This is a genomic window from Scandinavium hiltneri (assembly GCF_024764835.1).
Lineage (GTDB): Bacteria > Pseudomonadota > Gammaproteobacteria > Enterobacterales > Enterobacteriaceae > Scandinavium > Scandinavium hiltneri.
On the sequence record NZ_JALIGE010000010.1, the window covers coordinates 1 to 264 of the forward strand.

Genomic DNA, 264 nt, shown 5'->3' on the forward strand with positions numbered 1-264 from the left:
ATCGTACCCCAAACCGACACAGGTGGTCAGGTAGAGAATACCAAGGCGCTTGAGAGAACTCGGGTGAAGGAACTAGGCAAAATGGTGCCGTAACTTCGGGAGAAGGCACGCTGATGTGTAGGTGAAGTCCCTGCGGATGGAGCTGAAATCAGTCGAAGATACCAGCTGGCTGCAACTGTTTATTAAAAACACAGCACTGTGCAAACACGAAAGTGGACGTATACGGTGTGACGCCTGCCCGGTGCCGGAAGGTTAATTGATGGG

At 51.9% G+C, this 264-nt stretch carries 1 rRNA gene; it reads left to right on the forward strand.

Annotated features, from left to right (window positions below):
- Positions 1-264 (forward strand): 23S ribosomal RNA (locus tag MUU47_RS00035); the annotation flags it as partial.